Here is a 16489-nt window from a genome sequence, read left to right on the forward strand (position 1 = left end):
ATATTAGGCTTGACCATTGAAAGTAGAGTTTACTTCTACTAATAGTTTCTTGTATCCGTTTTACTTGTAATAGTAAGAGCGGCTGTCTTTAAACCTTTAGCTGTTGCTTTAATCACTATTGGTCCTGTTTGTTCCGTTGATCTTATTAAAATTGAAGCAATGCCCCCTCGTACCTTAACAATTTTAGGGCTCACTATAACTCCATTGCCTTCAACTGTAAAGTCTACTTCGGTTTCATTATCCAAGAGAACGATTGAACCACTAACATCCTGAATTTCGGCATGAATAAAGATGGCGTCAGCCCCATCAGCTACTAAGCCTAAGCCTTTCGTATCTGCAGTCAATGAAAGTTTATTAGGCGCCGATGGAGTAATTACCTTACTACTTGTTACTTTTTTACCCTTAATGTACCCAACTGCCTTCAACTCTCCCGGTTGCCAGTTAACCTTGTTAAAGGTAAATGGCGGATGATCTAAATGAATGCAGTTACCCCCATCAAAAGGGTTCCCTCCTTTGTAAAAATCGCCATAAGGGGTATCTTTTCCGCTGTCGGGCTTTTGCTTACTAATCAGTTTTCCATTGAGATATAAAGCGATTTCATCGCAATTTGAGAACACAACCACTTTGTCGGCCGAGTTAGCAGAGGTCCACCAGTTAGCTATATAGGCCATTGGAGTATTTTCTGCAGCAGCACTAGGACGAGTAGGACTTAGCTGGCTTCTGAAAAAATAAAAACCAAACTTAGGCAAGCGGTACACATCCATCACGCCCCAATCTGATGTATTTTTATCAAACACTTCAAAGCCATCAAAAAATGCCCAAGTAGCATCCCCTATCGTCCAGGGTTGGTATTCAGGGCCTCTTAATAAATTATGTTCCCATTGAAAGTTCCACGCGTTTTGCAACAGTGCTTTTTCACCATGACTTCTGTTTACCCGGGTGGTGGACTCAGCTCCACCAAATTCGTAATCGCCGTATTCACGTACAAAACTTGGCGCTTCCGGTTGCACATTTTGAGGTCTTCCGAACGGATCTCCCCATCCACAAAAGGGCACATCCCAGTTCGTTTTTTTCGCAGCGTAGGTATCCCCACAGGTAAAGAAATTGTCACCTGGGTATTCTTCATGCGCCACTTCAGCCGATTTTATTCTGAACTCGTCATAAGGATAGCTCTCATTTAAACTGGCTTCCCACATAATTACAGAAGGGTGATTCCGGTCCCTTCTTATCATGTCTCTGATGTCTCTGAACACACGATCGGTAAACACCTTGTTTTTATTGAAGAATTGCCAACCCGGAATCGGATTACCAACCATTATGCCCAGTGAGTCGCAGATATCATATACAGAAGGATCATGTGGATAATGCGCCAGGCGAACAAAATTAAATCCAGCCTCTTTTATTCGCTTCAGGTCGCGGTATTGAGCAGCATCCGATAAAGCATTGCCTATAAAAGGGTGATCCTGATGCCGGTTGGTGCCAACAATCCACAATGGCTGATCATTTAATTTAAAACCTTCTTTTCTGCTAAACGATAATTTACGGATACCAATACGCTGCGTAAGGCGATCAACCAACTGCCCTTTATTCCATACTTCAGTAATGAGCAAATAACGATTGGGCGCATCAGGTGACCATAACTTCGGTTTAGCAATCGTTATTTTCTGTTCGACCTCTTTTTGGACTCCTTGTTCAATGTCAAAACGTTCAGAACTTACTTGCCATTGCTGCTTTTCTTTAGGATTGGAAATGATTTGTTTTATTACAAATGAATGATCACTAATTCCGTCGTTCTTAACCTGGGTTTTAATCAGGATATCAGCAGCATTAACAGAAACATTTTCATAACGCACAAAAACACCACCACCGGCAACGGTGTTTGCTTCTACAGGATCGGTTATATAAACCGGATTAGTCGCAATTAGCCAGGTATCACGGTAAATCCCGCTCCAATACAAAAATCCTAAAGAAGCCAGCGGTTTTCCTGGCGGGGTATTTTTATCATCGGTATTATCTAATCGAACGATGATTTCATTTGTCGCATTTGGATCGATATATCCATTTAAAGGAATCATAAATGGAGTATACCCTCCTCGGTGCTGCATTACAAACTTTCCGTTTATCCATATCGAAGCCGTTTGCATTGCTCCCTCAAATTGAATAGACAATTTACAGTTCCGGAAATTAACCGGAACAGTAAATTGCTTTCTGTAATAACAAATGCCTGTAAATTGATTTCCTGCAGGATTAAGATTTTTTTCGTACCGCACAGGATGTGGTAATGAAACTTTCTCCCAAGGCAACGCTTTTATTATTGAATATTCATCGGCAAAACCTTTAACCGCATCTCCTATTTCTTTTCGTGCAATCGAATCTTGTGACTCATTTTTAAGGTCGACAACTTCCTGATTAAATTGAGCCTGAAACGAAGTCCCGACTCTGGCATTTTTAATTTTTATTTCAGTTGTCTTTTCAATAGGAAACATTTCCCAAGAATGGTTAAAACTAAGAACAGTTCTTGGTTCGGTTTGCGAAAATGCAATTTGTGTAATGATCAATAAGACAATACTGATGGAGAATCTTTTCATTTTTCCTTTTATGAATGCGATAAACTTATCTAATAAAATGTTGAACAATTTTTCTGAAAAGTACTTGGTGGTCTTTCTTGTGCAATTAACAAAAAAGTCACCTTTTAAAACCACGCAACCGATTGTGTAATATTCAATTAATTAGATGCAGATGACGGGAGATGGACGATTTAAGACCAGTTGTGTGGATAAAGCTTATGTGTGACTTGGTTGGCGCAGCCTTATTATGGCGACGATTGACGGATGTCTATTTATTCTTGTAGGGACAATCTGAGTTGTAAGGAATCAAGAACATCTTTCCAGTAACTTGTGAACACTCTAATAAAAAAATCTAAACCTTATTAATTCTTAAGATAATATTTATTAAGTATTTTTAACTTTTATTATTAAATATTAATTCATAGTATGAAAGCAGCCTATTTAATTTTAGTTCATCGTGATTTTGATCATTTAATAAGGATCGTGAATAGCTTGGTTCATCCTAATGTTACTTTTTTTATCCATGTAGATAAAAAGATCGAATTCGATGTGGATAATCTCTCTCAAAGAATGCCTCAAAATGCAAATTTCTTTTTTATTGAGGAACGAATTAATGTTTCCTGGGGTGGATTTAGTTTAACTTATGCATGTTTAGAGCTATTATGGGCAAGTTTACAACACGGTCAATATGATTATTTCAGTCTTTTGAGTGGTCAGGATTTTCCTTTAAAATCAACCCATGAGATCTTACAATTTTTAGAAGATAATTCAGGAAAAGAATTTATTGAACACTGGGCAATACCAGATCCTCGCTGGGTTGGAAACGGAGGAAGAGATCGTTATGAATATTATTGGCTTGTAGATGAAATTGGAATACAAGCTAGTCAAATTTTTGTGGAAATTCAACGTAATGAAAATCAAAAACGAAATCTGCCATTTAACTTAAAACCTTATGGTGGTTCTCAATGGTTTACTATTACTCAAGCATGTGCTCAATATATTTACACTTATTTAACCGATCATGAAGAAGTTGTTGATTTCTTTCAATATACTTTAATATCAGACGAGATATTAATTCCAACAATTGTTTTAAATTCTGAATTTAAAAGGAATGTTATAAACAATAATCTCCGTTATATTGACTGGGGAACTGGCCCTCATCCAAAAACATTAGGGATGTCCGATATTCAATCACTTTTATCAAGCAATTGTCACTTTGCAAGAAAATTTGACCACTTATTTGATGCCGATGTTATTCAAGAATTAGAAACAAGAATTTTTAAAGAGAACTAAAGAATTATATAAGGGTTATATTGATACTTTAAAGCCATGCAGTTAATTCTCTGCTTTAACGCTAAAAAACCTCTCACTTTTCCGAAATTCATGAAATTAAGAATCATCCCAGAACTTGGGCTTGTCTAGCTGTTTTTTAAGTTGACGACCCAGTTTTCTTAGGTTTGTCTTTTATATATCTCAACTCATCAATTTTGTTACCGGGTTCCAAGCAACTCAAATTATTTACAAGCCAATCTAAGCCCTCAGCATTCAATTATAATGGTAAAGCAGAGTTATTTATCCGATATTTTAAAACAATATTGGCAAATTTTGAATGGTGATTTCAAGAGTGTCGTTAATTGAAGGACTGATCTCAAAAACCCCATATTTAATTGCAGACTTCTCACCCCAACATTCTGTTTACAATTAATCTATCAAATATTTCAGAAACAAGAAAGGATTGTTTGTATTGCAAAAGTGAATATACTTGCAAGTAAATTTTTTCTGCAAAAACATAAGTTTTGACCCTCCTCCATTACTTACAAATTTAAGAATGTCGAAAACTTTAAAATCCAGATCTGTACCTATGATAAACAGTCATGATTATCTCAAAGCGTTTTGCTGTATCTTCAAAAAGCTTGGCTACATTGCCAAATGCTTGATTGCTTTTTGTTACATCTGAATAACCGAAGTCTTTTTGGATAGAAATAAAAGGATACAGAGTCATTTTGTTACTAGTCATTTCAGAAAACTTTCCATCGGCGGTATCTTCATTGGTAAATTTTTCATCTAAAATAGTTTGAAAGAACTTTTTATAAATTACTAGAAACTGTGTTCCCCAGAATGAATTAATCCAATATCTGTTTTCTGTGATAGGAACTGCAAGGTTAAAGCCGCTTACACCTCCTGATAAAATATTAATGCCCTGATCGTGAGCATCGATAATATTCTCCAACAAAAATTGTTTGGAATAACTTGCTGTAAACTCATGATCGTCTTCACAGATAATAATCACGTCCTCGTCATTCGCCATGGCCAGTTTCACAATTTTAACGATGCTCTGCCAAAGCCCCACTGCTCCTATCTCATGTTTACAGGCTTCCACTAGCGTGACATCAAACTCTCTCTTTCCATCAAATTGCTTTTTTATATGGGTTAAACGGTCTACTCTTTCTTTTAGATTTATAATATAAGTAGGTATAGTTATATCATCATAAGTATCAATTTGGCTCATTCGCTATATTTTTAAATCATAAAAAAATGCTACTTCTTTCAGCTGTGAAAGTTTTTCTGAAGAATCTTTAAATATCTGGGTGACGTAGCCTTCATTTTCATCATTTTTGCGGGTAACATCCGAATAACCAAATTCTTTCTGTATAGAAATATAGGGATGTATTAACATCTTGTTAGTGGTTAAAGACGATATTTTATAATCTGCAGCATCGCCATGCACAAATTCAACTTCCAAAATGATGCTAAAAAACTTCTTGTAGATCACCGTAAACTGCAGACCTGAAAATTTCTCTACCCAAAACAGATCATGAGAAATTTGAAGAGCAGAATTAAACCAACTTGCCCCTCCTAATAATATATCAGCACCTTTGTCTTTAGCCTCCTTAATATTTTTGAACAAGGATTCTTTTGTATAATGGTTTGTAAACTGGTGATCATCTTCGCAAATAATGATATACTCTTCATCTCCGTGCAATAAATTTTGTAGAATATGCTTTATTGTATTCCACAAACCTATAGCTCCCACTTTATGTTCGCAGGCCTCAACTATATTTAAATCAAATTCTTCTCGTTTTTTAAATTCGTTTAACAAATGAACTCTTCGATCAACTCGACGTTTTAAATTGATTGCGAATATTGGGAAGTTTGGCTTTGCCATAAATGAATTTCAAGTTAATTATGTAACTGAGTCTTTAATTGTCAGGAAAATTTAATCTTCCGAGCAGACCAGATTCTAGTCCCTAAAAAGTGAGAGCTCACTTTTAATCAAGAAAAGCAAGCATTTTCACAAAAATTACTTGCCTCAGCCACACAACCTGGTCCACTACCTCCAAACGCCATGCATGTTGACATTCTACTATCATAACAACCAGAATAACATACATACGGATCATAACTCCCGCTTCCTGCCCCGCCCAATACATTTTTCAATTGCTCTCTGGTGAACACTTCTGAAGTTTCTAAGTTCAGTTTTTTTAATGTTAACTTTTTCATTTTTATTTCTTGTTAAAATTCAAAATAGATTAATGCTCTCGTTTTAGCCGTGAAGCGGCAACTGCTTTGGTTTCAGCAACAGAGGTGCACCTTCTATATTTTATTCATTACATTCTTTTGGAAAGAGGAATTTAGTTAGGGTTCATGAAAGAGGTTGCTAATTATGCAATGAATTAAAAACTTTACACTTACTTCAATGCTAAATTAATTACCCCAAAAGGAGTAACTCCATGTTTTTTCATAGCCCGTTTATTGTCTATATATTCAATATTCTTAATTTGACTCATTTCTAACTTAGCTAATGTTGCCTCTTTCTCCTTATTGGTCAATAGTTGTCCGTTGATTGAAATTGGAAGCCGTATATCCAAATTGTATTTATAACTAGCAATAAAATCTGGACGAGAATATAATATACTATCAATTTTAGATTCCATATTTGATTTGTCACTCTCTATTATCATTACGGGCTTATCTGTATAAATTCCTAAACGAACTATTTCTTCTTTATCTGTAATGCATTTTATCCTCTCAAAATTTTTAATGGAATAATTATTCTTAATAATTATTCCATTAAAAATTCGCAAATACGAAGTATCATTTACTTTGAAGTTAATCAGTATGTTGGATTGAGGCGGTTGGTTAATTTGTGCCCATCCATTTACCCCAATAAAAAAGAATATTATTGTAAAAAGATTTGTTTTCATAATGGCTAGTCAAATTTATTTTCGGGTCGTTTGCATAAGCTCCCTTGGGATTCGTCTTCGCGCTTCAATCGGTTTTGCGCTATTATCATCCCGTACAAGGGCTGTCTCAAAATACACTTAGTCACATTTGATTCAATTTTGTTCTTTAATCATCTCCCGCGTACGAAATGTAATTTATAAAATAACTTTTGAGACACCTGCTTATTATTTATTTATGATTTATGCATGACCGCATGGTTGTGGTGTAGTTATCGTTGTTGAACATAAACAACGGCCCGGAACTGATGTCCAGCCAGTACATGTCGTAATCCCGCATCCATCAGTCCCTGAATAAAAATAGGAAGAAATACAATCAGTGTTGCCGCTGCCGCTGCCGCCGCCGCTGCCATCTCCCCCTAAAACAGTTTTTAATTGTTCTCTGGTAAGTACTTCCGAATTCTCTAGGTTCAGTTTTTTTAATGATAATTTTTTCATTTGTTTTTGTTTTTAAATATTAATAAATAGATACTCTCGTTTTAGCCCGTGAGGTGGTATCGGCTTTGGAGTTTCAATAACAAGGTGCACTCTTATCATTTACCGTCCAGTTTTTAGCTAAAATTTTTAGTGGCTAATTCGCCAAAATATTTTTTATATCGCTTATAGAATATAGTTCAGGCAATTGATGGCCATTAATGAAAAAAGTTGGAGTAAAAGCAATTTCAATATCTTTTGTCCATTTATACATTGCTTCCATCCCTTCTTTTTGTTGCTGTAGCTCTCCGTTAAGCGGATACTTTGCGGCAAATGTTTCGTAGACCTTTATCGGGGCATTATACCAATCATCCAATGCTTGTCGTATTAGGGTGTTGTCCTTTTTATAAATAGCTACAAGGTGTTTTACGATAGCTTCATGCGTAAACATAAAAATCATTTGAACTTGTACATCCTCGTATTGATCAATTATTTCATCAATAAGCGGATGAGCTGTTGCACATGGCCCACAGTAAGGATTGCAAACCTTTACAATTTTATTTTTAGCATTTGGGTTACCTAATACAATACCCAAGCCTGTTTGGATCATGCGTAATGGCTTTTTGTTTATGCAGTAAGGCCTCAAAAACAAGCGGGTTATGTTTTAATCGCTGTAATTCAATTTTAGTACGTTTATAATTTTTGGCCTTTTCTATATATGACTTCAAAATAAACCATGCTGTCCCAATGCCTAAATATGAAAAAACAAATAGGATGATATTGATCCAATTGAGTGATGAAATATTGAGAATATGAAACCTGCCTACTAGTGCTATGATAAATCCTAATGCTAATAAAGCCTGTACGCCCAGGCATAACCTGCACCACTGTTTGGCGACCCTCCCTTGATAGTATAGTGAATAAACAATGTAGGGCAGTGCTAACACATTCAACCAAGCTAAAAGCGAAATCATGCAGGGGTTAAAGCTACTTAAAGCTAATACAACTGCTCCTCCCGTAAAAATAGATAAAGCCAAGATCACTCCAGGTGATATCGCCCCAAGCTTTAGCTGCCTTAGATTGAAGAATTGCATTACAGTTTGTCTTTCTTCCACCTGTACATATTTTTTGTAATAAAGGATTATTCTTATCAAACTCATACCATAGCAAAAGTGAAGTAATAATAACACCTATAAGTTTGGATGTGAATAAGAGTATTGCAAATAAAGCATTGGTTCCATTAGCATAAATGGAATTGATAACGAGACCAAAACTGGCAACGAAAAAAAGCGTTAATAAGAGAGTCGGCGCAATGGATTTTACCAATTGTTCTTTGTAGGCATTTTTATAATCCTTTTCGCCAGCCTGTTCCAAGGGTTCAGCCAGTAAAACGATACTGGTTGATTTTTCATTAAACTCATCAATTGAAACGGTTTTCCATTTAGCCGATTCGGGGTCTTGCCAGGTTACGTGGGCAGCATCCAGCTTTTTTACTACAGCAAAATAATTGTGACGCTCGCCTCTTACTTGGGTGATGAAAGGAAGCGGAAGTTCCTGCATTTTTTCAGGACCAACTTGTATGGCCAGTGTTTCTACTTTCCAGCTTGTTAAAGCATCAGCAACGCTCAACAGACTGGGATAGTCAGGGTGCTCCTGTAAGGTTTTTTCTAAGGTGCCACTTGTAACTTTTACATTTAATAATTTAAGTAAGCTATCGGCGGCTGTCACACAATTATCTCTTGAACTGGTAAAATTTTTAATAACTGAAAGCATATACTTGTGCGCTCAAATAGTATGGTTAATGTTTAAATCTTAGACTGCTAAAGTAAAATTGCTCAGTCCAATATTTTCGGACTGAAATCAAAAGTGAAAAAAAAAGTTCCCAGCCCTCCTTTGTAGTGCCTTAACTCTTCTTTTTCAACTTCATTATCAAACAGGGTATTAACCAGCTTACCATTCCTTGCATAATAATAGCTGTTACGGCTTTTGCAATAGGAAATTGGAAACCCCAGTTCTTTCATCTCCCGTAAGTATTCATTAAGCATACTACGGCTCATATTTAGCTTCAGAGCAAATTCTTCCTGATTACCGGTTGCCTTTCTTCTAATTAATGAATCAATTGATTGCAGTTTTTTAAAATATTTTATGATTGCCATTGGGATAGATTACTGTTTTCTTGGTTATCGGTTTCTTATTATTTATTTGGGATTTGTAGGGTTTGTGCCCGGTTTATTCAATAATTTGTTAATGGTGAATAGCAATTTATTAATGAGCCTGATTTTCTTAGTAATGATTTCAGCACTACCTGCCATACCGTTTTTAAAGTTTAAGTCGATGTTATTACCTGTTTTTAAACCAGTACTTAATTTAACTGTGGCCTGATATAGCCCTTCTTTATTGGGTGTTTTTGAAATGAATGCAATACGACCCTTTAATTTTCCATATTCTTCATAAGGATAACTGGCCAAACTGATTAATACATCCTGGCCAATTTGAATCTTCCCAAAGTTGTCTTGAGCCAGTTGCAGTTCGCCATAATACCCGGCATTTTTGGGAGTGATATAAAAAATCTCCTGTCCTGTTTTCACATCCTGGTTTTCATGTAGTACAGTAGGAAATGTTACGCTGCCGGCTATTGAAGCAATTAATAAGTATTGTTTCTTCCAGGCATCAGTGCTGCTTATCAGGGTGTTAAGGGCTTGAAGGAAGTTGCTTTTTTGATCGGTAAATTGTTGGTCTAATGCAAGAATTTCTTGCTGTTTGGTAGCAATGCTTGTATTACTGTTGATCAGGGAGGTTCGCAGATTTTCGAGTGGCAAACGCTTATTTAAATATTTGCTTTGTTCTTGCTTATATTCCAGCAAGGGCATCACTTTTTCATTAAACAATTGCTCTTTAGCTGAAAAGTCTTTTGATGCGATCTCATAATCGCTCTTTAGCACATTTTGTTGCGTTAACAGACTTTTGCGCAGTTCATGCAGACTATTTAATTCTTTTTGCAATAAAAATTTCTTCTGAACGTAAGTTCCATTATGTAAATACGACTTTAATTGGATAAATGCTGCGCTAAAAGTTTGATAGGCAGATTGCAACTCACCTAACTGTTTATATTGAGCGGGATCATGCTCAATTAGTTTTTCCCATTTATTAATACGAATCGCTAACCATATATGCTCTAACTCTGATGAAAGTCTTATTACATCTTGATGGCTTGCTGTACTTTCCATATAGGCTAGTATCTCTCCACTTTTAACCTGTCTATTTTCGACTGTAAATAATCGGATAAGTTTAGCATCGGTCTTCACTAAAACTGACTTCGGAGTATTATTAGCATTGATGGTTACTGTTGCATTAATAACATCGGCGTACTTTACAAACCAGCTTACTGAAAAAATAAATAGCAAAACAATAAGAAATACCATTGAACCCCAGCGAACAATGCCTTTAGGTGCCTGTCCGACAATTTCCTGCATTTCTTCACTATATATTTCGTGTAGTTCTTCGCGTTGTAGTGTTTGTGGCATATTCTAGTTGTCCGTTGTCCGTTGTCAGTTGTTAGTTTAAAATAGGTGTACATTAAGGGAGGAGCCAGTTATTGGTCTTTGTGCCTTTGTCTTTGTTCTCTGTTAATTTCCCAATTCCAACTGGTTTTTCACCAATTTATAATAATCACCACCTGCAGAAGTAAGTTCTTCATGTGACCCTATTTCGGTAATCATCCCTTTATCGAGCACAATGATTTGATCGGCATTTTTAACGGTACTTAGCCGGTGGGCAACCACAACAACTGTTCTTCCCTTAAAAAACTCATCCATATTTTCCATAATTGCTTTTTCATTATTGGCATCCAAAGCATTGGTTGCTTCATCAAAAAAGAGGAATTCAGGATCTTTGTATACAGCGCGGGCAATTAATATCCGTTGTCGTTGCCCTTGACTAATACCGTTTCCTTCAGCTCCTATTTTTGTATTGTAACCCAATGGAAGTGCTTCGATAAACTCCTGAATATTGGCAACTTTAACTGCATGCATCAAACGTTTCATATTGAGGTGCTCCTCTCCAACCGCAATATTATTGGCTATTGTATCTGAAAAAATATAACCATCCTGCATCACCACACCACAGTTTCTTCGCCAGTGACGGTGGCTGATATTGCTTAATCGAGCTTCTCCAACTTTTATCTCACCGCTTTCGGGGTTATAAAACTTTAATAAGAGCTTTAACAGGGTGGTTTTACCACTACCACTCATACCCACAATAGCCGTTGTTTTCCCTTCTGGTATGTACATGTTAATATCCTTCAGCACATATTCATTATCATATCCCGGATATTTATAGCTAAGATTTTTTATTACAATGCTTTTGTTTTCAGGCAGTACAGTAAGCAAAGGCTTGTCAACAGGTTCTTCATCCTGCATTTGATGTATTTCGTTTATCCGTTCCAAACTGATCTTGGCATCTTGCATGGATTGAATAAACTGAATAAACTGTTGCACAGGCGCATTTAATTGCCCAATGATATATTGTACCGCCAACATTCCTCCAAGGGTCAAATGACCATTTACAACAGCCTGAGCCGATAAAAATGTAATGAGTATATTTTTTGATTGATTAATAAAGAAAGCTCCGCCTTGTTGAAGCTGATTGATGCTTAATGATCTTACATTCAATTTAAATAGCTTTGCTTGTATCCGCTCCCACTCCCAACGTTTCAAAGTCTCACAATTGTTCATCTTTATTTCCTGCATGCCCTGTACTAATTGTATAGTCGTACTTTGATTCCTCGCTGAAATTTCAAAGCGTTTGAAATCTAAATTCCTTCGGGCCCGTAGGAAAAGAAAACCCCAAGAGAAATAGAAAATACTACCAAGCAAGAAAATCAAGAATATATTCACATCATAGGCAACCATTAAAAAGGTGAAAATGACAAAATTGAATATTGAAAAAATGATGTTGATGGTGGATCCTATTAAGAAAGATTCTATCCTGCTATGATCACCCAATCGTTGCATAATATCACCGATCATTTTGGTATCAAAATAAGAAAGCGGCAATCTCATTAGTTTGATCAAAAAATCCGATAGTAATGCAAGATTTATCCGAGTACTTATATGCAATAATATCCAGCTACGCACAAAATCTACTAATGTAGAACCCACAAACATCATTAACTGCCCTGCCAAAATCAGATAGATGAACTGCATGTCTTTGGTGGCAATCCCAACGTCAACTACAGCTTGCGTTAAAAAAGGTAAGACCAACTGAAGAATCGTGCCTGCCAATAAGCCCAGCATTAATTGCCCAAACAGTTTTCTGTATTTTAAAAAGTACCCGGATATACTTTTAAAATTTAAACTTTGCGACAGCTCTTCATGCTCTTCATTAAAACGGTTAGTTGGCTCCATTAATAAGACAATACCTAAATCATCTTTAGAAGTGCCTTGCCATCCTTGCAAAAACTCCTGCTTGGTGTACTGCATTAACCCTTTAGCCGGATCGCTTACAAATACTTTGTTTCCTTTGATTTTATAAACGACTATGAAATGATTCTGCTTCCAATGCACAATGCAGGGAAGGGTGGCTTCACCAAGTAATTGCTCATAGTTGATTTTTACGGCAATGGTTCTAAAACCTATTTGTTCCGATGCTTCACTGATGCCTAATAACGAAACACCTTCACGATTTATGCAACATTTTTCTCTTAAATACTGCAGGGGATAATTTCTTCCGTAATATTTTGCAATGATCCGGATGCAAGTAGGACCACAGTCCATTGCATCCAATTGTTTAAAAAAGGGAAATGACACTAAATAATTTGGTTAGGATTAGATGTTTATTCTTGAATTGTTTTAGATATTCATCCACATATCTAGATAGATGGCAATAAGTCTTTTTCGGTTTTCACAGTTTTAAAATTAGGTTGAAGTGAATTTGGGTTGATTGCTTTAATCAAAGTCCAATTAATAAAAAAGTCACAAACTAATCAAACTGCCTTAACACGCATTTTGACCAAATCCGCTTTATTTTCAAATGCAACCGATTGTGTAATTTGCAATTAATAAGATGCAAAGGAAGAAGAAGCGATTTAAGAGCAGAACTATTGTATGTTTACCGCTATTGATTTCCTTGTTAGTGGAATTAATTTCAGTACAATTAAACCCATACTACTAATAAAAAACCAAAGGCCTTCTTAAAAATGGACGGCCTTTTGAGTTAACTTTACTTAAGCGATTGGAAGCATATTTATTTTCCAGCATCAATTGTTGAAACTCTTGTCTTAAACCGTATTGAGGGTGGCCATTAATAGTAATGATGAGCCCATTGTAAAAACGAATAATTTATTCATGTTTTGATTTACTTATCAGTTTGGATTTTAATGCTTTGATTGCGAACCTCCAAATTTGCTCACCTTATACGTAAAGCTTAACATAAAATACCGTTGTAATACATTGGTTTGACGGTCTTCAATCTGGTTCTCGAGCACATTACGGTAGGCCGATTGATTTTGATTCAATAAGTCAAGCCCCTGTAATGTAATGCGGGCGCGTTTATCTTTCAGAAACTCTTTATAAAAGCTTGCATTTAACATGGTAACGTTTCTGTTGGTACCGGGGACATTGCTGTTGTTGTTGAAATAAGTTACATCGGTACTCAGTGCAAATCCTTTAGGAAAATAGTAGCTAAAGCCCGATGAAGCATTCAGCTTAACAAATTCAACATCTTTTAACGTTGATTGGCCATACCTGGTTTTGTTAACATCTGCTCCGCTTGAAATATCAAATTCTAACAATTCTTTATAACGATAGTTAAAGCTTAATCCTCCGCTGCAGCTAAGAGTATTGGGCGAAACTTTTTCACCATTTACAAATTTGATTTCCGTAGAATAACTCGATGAAAGATTGGCCTTGAGCGAAGTTTTTAAGCGCTTTAGCGGTATGCCATACATAATGTAGCCAAACATATTATAATTGCCCGAAACATTTTCAGGCTTGCTGGTCTGTTTGCCACTTTCGAGGTCTAAAATACTGTTATAGGTAATTTTATTGAAGGTATTGCTTATGTTAAAGCTGGCCCAGAAGCTGCTGTAAGAGGCCGCATCGTAATAGCTATAATAAATATGAACGAAATTATATAGCTCGGGCTTTAGGTTGGGATTACCCAAGCGTAAATATAAAGGATTACTATTATCGGTTACTGGTTGTAAATCATAAACACTTGGCTGGTAAACATTGCCCCTATATCTAGCCTCTAAGCGTTTGTTTTTCGAGAAAGTGTATTTAAAGTTAGCATTCGGCATAAGGCTAAAACTGCGCTGACGGTAAACGCTGTCCTTAGTGAGCGAATGTCCTTTTAAATCATTTTGTTGCCAGACAAGCCCCAGGGTATAGCCGTATTTTTTCTTTGTAGTGCTGATGTTTAGGCCATATTTGTTGTAATTGGTCCGGGTTCTATAGGCAATGCTTAACTCCGGATTCAATAAGTCGTAATCATTGCTTGCGGAGTTAAAGTCGTAAGTAGCTCGATCACTGTTTTCAATGCTGTTGTTAAACTCATAACTTAAATTGAGGTAATAATCTTTGATAAGAGGCTCCGTATAAGCCAGGAGAATGGAATTATTGCCGTTTTTATTGTCCTGCTCAAGGTTTTGGTTAATGATGCTTTGGGAGCCGTTCGAATAATAATTGCTCAATGAATTATTTAATGAGTGAGTTTCTGTATCCTTCCAGTGATTGCTGATGGTTGCCGAAAATGAGCGGCCTTTTTTCTTAAACCGTTTGCCAAAGAAAAAGTTGCTGTTCAGGTTTGGCGAAAGCGAGTTTGAACGGGTGCGCTGAGAACCATCATTGATCTTTTGCTGATTGGCGTTTAATGATTCATAGTTGCTTAATCCCGAAGAACTATTTTTCCGTAGGCCAAGATTGGGTGTAAACTTGATGGTATGCATCGAGTCAATGCGGTACTCCAGATTAAGGTTCAGCGTATGATTTAATGATTCACTGTTGCCGGTGTTATTATCAGCGTAATACAATGATTGATTTTGAACAATGGTGTTTCTTCTCAGCTTATCGTCGCGGCCATTATTTACGTTTCCAAAGAAATAACTTCCAGCCATATCCAGCCTTTTGCCAAAGGAGTCGATGAAATTTAAACCTCCTGCATTTGAACGACTGAGACCTGAGCGACCAAAGCCACCAAAGATATTGTCCAGATCATACGTGTCCCCGCTGCGTCCTCTTGACATTACCTTAAAACTAGTAGCTCCTCCCCTCGGATTTGAACCGGCAAAGTCTAAAACATCACTAGAGGAGAATCCTGCTTTGTTGGTGTTATTGGTCATTGCCAAAATGGAGAACTGCTGCTGGTTGTTAAAGTGATTAACGTTTAAACCGCCTTCGTAGCGATTATTGCTGCTAAAACTATTATCGCTGCCATTGCCCAGCGTGGCATTGCCAAAAGTGCCCTTCTTTTTATCCTTTTTGATGGTAACGTTCATAACCTTCTCTCGCTCCCCATCATCTACTTTTGAGAGTTGTGCCTGGTCTGATTTTTTATCAATTACCTGTATCTTATCAATTATATTGGCTGGTAGGTTCTTTGTCGCAATCTTGGGATCATTGCCAAAGTAAGGTTTCCCGTCAACCAATACTTTCAATATTTTTTGTCCATGGGCATTTACTGAGCCGTCTTTTTCAACTTCAACGCCGGGCAATTTTTTCAGCAGGTCCTCTACAACCGCTCCATCTTTGGTTTTAAAGGAACCGGCATTAAATTCAACAGTATCCTGTTTTAGTTTGACAGGAGGTGCCTCGCCAACAATTACCACTTCATTGAGGCCAATTGCCGCCGCCGAATCCAGTTTAATATCAAGCTGCTGATTTAATAGCTCTTTAGTGATGGAAAAGTACTTCACCGCATCTTTATAGCCAATGTAATTCACAAAAAGCTTGTAATTCCCCAGTGATAGTGATTTGATTTCGTACGAACCATTTTTAGTGGTAAGTGCACCGCGGTGAAAGGTGGAATCTTTTAGGCTATATACCATTACCATCGCCGATTCAAGGCCATGATTTGTTTGGGCAGTTGTTATTTTTCCTTTTAATGATCCCTGAATTTTTGATTGTGCGTTTACCGCAATCACAAGAAGGCTCAGCGAGCATGCCAGCACGACCACTTTTAGTAGATTGCTCATGAAATAATTTAAGTTAGTTGATTATGGGATAGTCGGGTGTTCACTGATTTCTTTTGCATTGTTTCGTATCTGACACC

At 36.7% G+C, this 16489-nt stretch carries 14 protein-coding genes; 1 reads left to right on the forward strand and 13 read right to left on the reverse strand.

Translation table 11 applies throughout. The features are described from left to right. Positions 1 to 38: 38 nt before the first annotated feature. A complete protein-coding gene (locus L2B55_RS18480) occupies positions 39 to 2588 on the reverse strand; it encodes a glycoside hydrolase family 2 protein (RefSeq protein ID WP_237847884.1) in 2550 nt (849 codons plus the stop codon). A gap of 405 nt (positions 2589 to 2993) precedes the next feature. On the opposite strand from L2B55_RS18480, the gene L2B55_RS18485 reads away from it, so the two are divergent. Continuing rightward, complete coding sequence (locus tag L2B55_RS18485) at positions 2994 to 3860, forward strand: beta-1,6-N-acetylglucosaminyltransferase (RefSeq protein ID WP_237847886.1); 867 nt, start codon at positions 2994 to 2996, stop codon at positions 3858 to 3860. Positions 3861 to 4407: 547 nt separating this feature from the next. Here the strand turns inward: L2B55_RS18485 and L2B55_RS18490 are convergent. From L2B55_RS18490 to L2B55_RS18545, 12 genes are all read right to left on the reverse strand, one after another. After that, positions 4408 to 5076: a glycosyltransferase family 25 protein gene (locus tag L2B55_RS18490; RefSeq protein WP_237847888.1), complete on the reverse strand. Its 669-nt coding sequence runs from the start codon at positions 5074 to 5076 to the stop codon at positions 4408 to 4410. Positions 5077 to 5079: 3 nt separating this feature from the next. Further along, the gene (locus L2B55_RS18495) at positions 5080 to 5667 is read right to left on the reverse strand and encodes a hypothetical protein (RefSeq protein WP_237847890.1); all 588 of its coding nucleotides are present in this window, start codon (positions 5665 to 5667) and stop codon (positions 5080 to 5082) included. Between the two features lie 173 nt (positions 5668 to 5840). Beyond that, positions 5841 to 6068 carry a hypothetical protein gene (locus L2B55_RS18500; protein WP_237847892.1) on the reverse strand — a complete coding sequence of 76 codons (228 nt, stop codon included), beginning with the start codon at positions 6066 to 6068 and terminating at the stop codon, positions 5841 to 5843. 188 nt (positions 6069 to 6256) lie between these two features. Then, positions 6257 to 6772, reverse strand: coding sequence for a hypothetical protein (locus L2B55_RS18505; RefSeq protein WP_237847894.1), 516 nt, complete (start codon positions 6770 to 6772; stop codon positions 6257 to 6259). A gap of 219 nt (positions 6773 to 6991) precedes the next feature. Next, on the reverse strand, positions 6992 to 7246 hold the full coding sequence (locus L2B55_RS18510; protein ID WP_237847896.1) for a hypothetical protein: 255 nt from the start codon (positions 7244 to 7246) through the stop codon (positions 6992 to 6994). 133 nt (positions 7247 to 7379) lie between these two features. Next, entirely contained in the window at positions 7380 to 7832 is a 453-nt protein-coding gene (locus L2B55_RS18515; RefSeq protein ID WP_237847898.1) for a DsbA family protein, read from the reverse strand. Continuing rightward, complete coding sequence (locus L2B55_RS18520) at positions 7798 to 8196, reverse strand: vitamin K epoxide reductase family protein (RefSeq protein ID WP_237847900.1); 399 nt, start codon at positions 8194 to 8196, stop codon at positions 7798 to 7800. Before L2B55_RS18520 ends, L2B55_RS18515 begins: the two co-directional genes overlap by 35 nt. Positions 8197 to 8209: 13 nt before the next feature. Continuing rightward, entirely contained in the window at positions 8210 to 8995 is a 786-nt protein-coding gene (locus L2B55_RS18525; protein WP_237847902.1) for a cysteine peptidase family C39 domain-containing protein, read from the reverse strand. Between the two features lie 62 nt (positions 8996 to 9057). Next, positions 9058 to 9378, reverse strand: a complete 321-nt coding sequence (locus L2B55_RS18530; RefSeq protein WP_237847904.1) for a hypothetical protein — start codon at positions 9376 to 9378, stop codon at positions 9058 to 9060. A 42-nt stretch (positions 9379 to 9420) separates the two neighbouring features. Beyond that, positions 9421 to 10746, reverse strand: a complete 1326-nt coding sequence (locus L2B55_RS18535; RefSeq protein ID WP_237847906.1) for a beta-barrel domain-containing protein — start codon at positions 10744 to 10746, stop codon at positions 9421 to 9423. Positions 10747 to 10848: 102 nt separating this feature from the next. Continuing rightward, complete coding sequence (locus L2B55_RS18540; protein ID WP_255696524.1) at positions 10849 to 13029, reverse strand: peptidase domain-containing ABC transporter; 2181 nt, start codon at positions 13027 to 13029, stop codon at positions 10849 to 10851. Positions 13030 to 13595: 566 nt separating this feature from the next. Further along, positions 13596 to 16412 (reverse strand): outer membrane beta-barrel protein, encoded by a 2817-nt coding sequence (locus tag L2B55_RS18545; protein ID WP_237847908.1) that lies wholly within the window; start codon positions 16410 to 16412, stop codon positions 13596 to 13598. Between the last annotated feature and the right edge of the window lie 77 nt (positions 16413 to 16489).

Source organism: Solitalea lacus, from assembly GCF_022014595.1.
Taxonomy (GTDB): Bacteria; Bacteroidota; Bacteroidia; order Sphingobacteriales; family Sphingobacteriaceae; genus Solitalea; species Solitalea lacus.